General features: G+C 69.0%; 5 protein-coding genes. All 5 read left to right on the top strand.

Annotated features, from left to right (window positions below; all coding sequences use genetic code 11):
* The first annotated feature begins 24 nt into the window (after positions 1-24).
* Positions 25-2,292 (top strand): lantibiotic dehydratase, encoded by a 2,268-nt coding sequence (locus GC106_RS46855; RefSeq protein ID WP_512698694.1) that lies wholly within the window; start codon positions 25-27, stop codon positions 2,290-2,292.
* Positions 2,289-3,761 (top strand): amino acid adenylation domain-containing protein, encoded by a 1,473-nt coding sequence (locus tag GC106_RS46850; protein WP_173142661.1) that lies wholly within the window; start codon positions 2,289-2,291, stop codon positions 3,759-3,761. The genes GC106_RS46855 and GC106_RS46850 overlap by 4 nt, the downstream gene beginning before the upstream one ends.
* The gene (locus tag GC106_RS46845; RefSeq protein ID WP_173142660.1) at positions 3,758-4,702 is read left to right on the top strand and encodes a threonine ammonia-lyase; all 945 of its coding nucleotides are present in this window, start codon (positions 3,758-3,760) and stop codon (positions 4,700-4,702) included. The genes GC106_RS46850 and GC106_RS46845 overlap by 4 nt, the downstream gene beginning before the upstream one ends.
* Entirely contained in the window at positions 4,699-4,932 is a 234-nt protein-coding gene (locus tag GC106_RS46840) for a phosphopantetheine-binding protein (protein WP_173142659.1), read from the top strand. Before GC106_RS46845 ends, GC106_RS46840 begins: the two co-directional genes overlap by 4 nt.
* 11 nt (positions 4,933-4,943) lie before the next feature.
* Positions 4,944-5,143: hypothetical protein (locus GC106_RS46835; protein WP_173142658.1), on the top strand; the 200-nt coding region annotated here is incomplete at its 3' end.

Here is a 5,143-nt window from a genome sequence, read left to right as displayed (position 1 = left end):
TGGCGGCTGTGGAATCAGTTCGCGTTGCGTGGGCCGGGTTTTCCGGTTGGTGGTGTGTTGGGGTTGGCGTCTGCTGGTTTGGCGGCGGCGGCTGATGGGTTTGGTGTGGGTTGTGGTTTGTCGGGTGTGGAGTGGGTGGGGTTTGAGGAGTTGTTTGGTGAGGTGGTGGTGTCGGTGGCGCGGGAGTTGCAGCGGGTTGCGGGGTTGGGGGGTTTTCGTGCGGCGGTGGCGTGGCAGAATCGGCCGGTGTTGGGGTCGGGTGTGGGGCCGTTTTTGGCGTGGGTGCCGTCGGTGGGTGGTCGGTCGAGTATGCCGCGGCAGCGTGAGGAGTTGGTGGCGCATTATTGGCAGCGTTTTTGTGTGAAGAATGACACGATTGGGTTTTTTGGTCCGGTGGGGTGGGGGCGTTGGGATTTGTCGTCGTGTGGTGTGTCGGTTGATCCTGGGGTGGGGTTTGTCGCGGCGTCGGAGGTGTATTTCGCCAGTTGGGCGATCGACGCGGTGGCCAAGGAGATCGAGGCCGATCCGGCGATACGGGCCTGGATTCCGCCACGCCGCCTGTCCTATGTCCGCGCGGACGGCGACACCGTGCTGCTGCCAGGACGGCCACCACAGGACATTTCGTTGTCGGACAGCCGAGTGCTCGACTTGTGTGACGGCGTCCGCACGGCCGCCGAGATCGCCTCCGCTCTGTCCATATCGGAGCCCGCGGTGGAGGACGTACTGACCACCCTGCAACGACGCCGCTTGATCGTCCGCCGGATCGAGGTCCCGGCCAGTGCGCACCCTGAGCAGACGCTGCGATCCAAACTGGAGCGGATCGCCGACGTCGCCGTACGAGACCGTGCACTCGCGAAGCTCGCAGGGATCGAACGTGCCCGCGACCGCGTCCGGGACGCCGGCATGGACGCTGACGCTCTGGTCGACGCGCTCACCGCGCTGGACAACGAGTTCGCTTCGCTCACCGACAGCGCCGCCACCCGCGCGAAGGGGGCACGGGTCGCCCCCTGCCGGTCGCTGCTGTACTCCGACGCCCGCCGCTCGGCTGTGGCCACCGTCGGCACCGCGATCCTCGACGAACTGACCCCGCTCGGCCTGGTCCTCACCTCCGCACGCTGGATGACCAACCGGGTCGCCGAGCGGATCGGTGCTCGCGTCCGCCAGGTGTACCGGCGGTTGCGCGACGAGCGCGGCGCAGTCGACATCGGGTCGCTGTGGTTGGCATGTGTCCCGGTGCCGCACCCCGAGGCCGCCGCGGACGTCGCTGCCGTCCAGGACGAACTCCGCGCGCGCTGGGCTCCGATTCTCGGTGCGCCGCCTGGCAGCCGTCGCGTCCACCTGTCCTCTGCCGACATCGCCGCCGCTGTGCGCGAACAGTTCGAAGAGCCCGGCCGCGGCTGGAACATCGCCCGCTACGTCAGCCCGGACGTGTTGATCTGCGCCGAGGACCTGGCCGCCGTGGAGCGTGGGGACTTCGAGCTCGTGCTCGGCGAGTTGCACGTCGCCATGAACACCGTCGGCGCCTCACTGTTCGTCATGCAGCATCCCGACATCGACTCGTTGCTCGCCGAGACCGAACGCGACTTCCCCGGTCCGCGTGTAATGCCGATGCTGCCCAAGGAACAGCCGCCGCGCTGGTCGGCTCGCAGCCGCCCAGCGCTCGTGCGGCCCAAGGACTACTTCGTCGGCGTCGTCGACTACACCGGCGACCCAGGCCGGCCGCGCAACGTCAACGCCGCCGACATCTGTGTCGAGGAGCGGTCCGGCCGGCTCGTCGGAGTGCTGCCTGACGGCACCGAGTTCGACGTGCTCGACGTGTTCGGCAACGCGCTGACCAACCACGTGATGGACCGGTTCACCCTCCGTGCGGACGCCGACCACGCGCCGCGCGTGACCATCGACAAGATGGTCGTGGCACGGGAGACCTGGCGTGTCAACGCGAGCGGGTTGTCGTTCGCCGACGAGAAGAGCGAGCCCCGCCGGTTCGTCCGCGCTCGGTGGTGGCGAGCGAGCCTGGGCTTGCCCCGCTTCGTTTTTGTCGTGTCGCCCGCGGAGCCCCGGCCGTTCTTCGTGGACTTCGACAGCCCGGTGTACGTGAACATCTTCGCCAAGGCTGTCCGCCGGCTCGTCCGCAAGGACCCCGACGCCCGGTTCACGGTCACCGAGATGCTGCCGACCCCCGAACACGCCTGGCTCACCGACGACGAGGGCAACCGGTACACCGCCGAGCTGCGGTTCGTCGCGGTCGACCAGACTGTCGTCGAGTCCACTGTGGACGGGACCGCGCCGTGAGCACATTCGTCGACGACATCCTGCTGCACGCCGTGACAAGCCCGCGCGCACCGGCGATCGTCACGCCCGGCGAAGTCATCACCTACGAGGAGATGGCCGTCCGGATCGAGCGACTGGCCCGTGTGCTCGTCGCCCGTGGCTCAGGTCCGGAGCAGGTCTGCGCGATCGCCGTCGACCGCGGCGCGGAGGCCGTCATCGCCATGGCCGCGGTGCTCAGGGCCGCCGGCGCGTTTCTCGCTCTCGACGTCGACCTGCCGCGGCCGCGGCTGGCCGCCATGGTCCGCAGCGCCCAGGCGCGGTGCCTGGTCACCACGCGGACACTGGCCGAGCGTCTCAGCCTGCCTGTGCCCGGTCCGGCGGTGTTCGCCGATCAGTCCGATGTGGATGCCGCACTGCCGCCGGTCGATCCGCGTTCACTGGCTTATGTCACCCACACCTCCGGATCGACCGGTACGCCCAACGCCGTCCTGATCGAGCATCGAGGCCTGACCAACTATCTGCGATTCGTCGTCCGCGACTACGAACTCAGCCAGGACACGACGGTGCTGCAACTGGCCCCGCTCGGCTACGACGCCTCGATCCGCGACACCTTCGCCCCGCTGGTGGCTGGTGGCCGGCTGGTCCTCGTACCGCGCTCGACCCTGCTGCGCGCTGACGAATTCGCGGCGACCGTCCGGGAACACGGCGTGAACACGGTCTTGAGCGCGACTCCGACGTTCCTCACGTTCCTGTCCCAGCACGAAGTACCGGCCCTCCGGCTGACGGTCTCGAGCGGCGAGTCGCTGCGGCCGTTCCTCGCGGCGGGCGGCCGGGAGAGCGTCGGCGAGCGGCTGGTGAACCAGTACGGCCCGACCGAGGCCACGATGACCTCGACCCGGTTCTTCGTACCGCGGTCGCCGGAAACGACGACCGACGTGGTCGGCACGCCGATCGACGGCGTCACCGTCCACTTGCTTGACGACTACTTGCGTACCGTGCCTGATGGTGCCGTCGGCGAGGTGTGGATCGGTGGGCTCGGCGTGGCCCGCGGCTACTGCGGCCGCCCGGAGCTGACGGCGGCACGGTTCGTGCCCGATCCGCACGGTGAGCCAGGTGCGCGCATGTACCGCACGGGCGACCTCGCGCGCCGCGCTCCCGACGGGAACCTCGATTACCTGGGCCGGTCCGACCGGCAGACCAAGATCCGTGGCTACCGGGTCGATCCGGCCGAGATCGAAGGCTCGTTGCTCAGCCACCCGGCCGTCACCGGCGCGGTGGTCACGGCTGCCACTGACGACCGCGGCAGGACCTACCTCGTCGCTCACGTCGTCGGTGATCTGGCGGACGTCACCGACACGGCACTGCGCGCGCACCTCGCGATGACATTGCCGCCCTACATGATGCCCAGAAGATTCGTGCGGATCGACCACCTGCCGACGACCACCAGCGGCAAGGCTGACCGCCGCGCGCTCGCGACCGATGCCCGATGACAGGCATAGGAACCACCCAGCTCGGTCTCGCCGACGTGCGTGCGGCGGCTGACCGGATCGCGGGCCACGTGCGCCGGACCTCCGTGCTGGCATGGGACTCACACATCCTGCTCAAAGCCGAGCACCGCCAACGCGGCGGCTCGTTCAAGGCCCGCGGCGCCGCGAACGCGATGCTCGCGTTGCACGCGGACAAGGTCGTGACCGGCTCGTCCGGCAACCACGGCATCGCTGTCACCATGCTCGCCGCTGAGTTGGGCGTGCGGGTGACTGTCGTGATGACCACCGCGGCGAGTGAGGCCAAGGCACAAGTGATCCGGTCACTGGGCGCCCGCGTCGTCCGCGCGGACGGCGGTGTAGTCGAACGCGACCGCTGTGCACGGGCGATTTCCGAGCGCACCGGCGCTGTTTTCCTGCCGTCGTCGGATCACGAGCTGGTCGTGGCCGGGGCTGGGACAGCGGGGCTCGAGGTGTTCGAGGATGTGCCGGACGCGTCAACGGTCTTCGTGCCCACCGGCGGCGGCGGGCTGCTGGCTGGAGTGTGCCTGGCCGCGTCGTTGCTACCCCGGCGGGTACGGATCGTTGGCGTGGAATCGATGTGCGCCCGCCGCTATGCCGTGTCGCTCGCCGTGGGCACGCCGGTGGAGCTGCCGCCGTCCACGACGATCGCCGACGGCCTGCGCGGTCAGCGGCCCGGCGAAGTCACCTGGCCGATCATCCGGCACCGGATCGACGACATGATCGGCGTGACCGACGACGCGGTCACCGACGCCCAAGCCGCCCTGCACCGTGCGGGTGTGGCGGCCGAGCCGAGCGGTGCGGTCGCGTTGGCCGGCGCGCTGGAGTCCGGGTTCACGGGCCGCGCGGTCGTGATCGTGTCCGGCGGCAACACACCCGAGGCGTTGTCCACGATCACCCAGCCCGAACTGGAGGAGCCAGTATGACCGCGACGACCGACGTCCCCGAACTGATCGCGTCGATCTACCGGGAGACGCTGAACGACGACACGCTCGACACGACGAGCGACTTCTTCGAGGCGGGTGGTGACTCACTGGCCGCGTTCCAGATCATCGCGCGACTGCAGGCGTCGCTCGACGTCGACGTGCCGGTCGCGCTGGTGTTCGCCTACCCGTCCCCGGCCGACCTCGCGGCGGTCGTGGAGGCCGACTTCTAGGAGCGTCTGACATGGACGACACACCGGTGCGTCTTGGCGGCACCTGGCGGCTGTGGAATCAGTTCGCGTTGCGTGGGCCGGGTTTTCCGGTTGGTGGTGTGTTGGGGTTGGCGTCTGCTGGTTTGGCGGCGGCGGCTGATGGGTTTGGTGTGGGTTGTGGTTTGTCGGGTGTGGAGTGGGTGGGGTTTGAGGAGTTGTTTGGTGAGGTGGT

Source organism: Kibdelosporangium persicum, assembly GCF_013280595.1.
Classification (GTDB): Bacteria; Actinomycetota; Actinomycetes; order Mycobacteriales; family Pseudonocardiaceae; genus Kibdelosporangium; species Kibdelosporangium persicum.
This window is presented reverse-complemented; position numbering and strand designations above follow the sequence as displayed.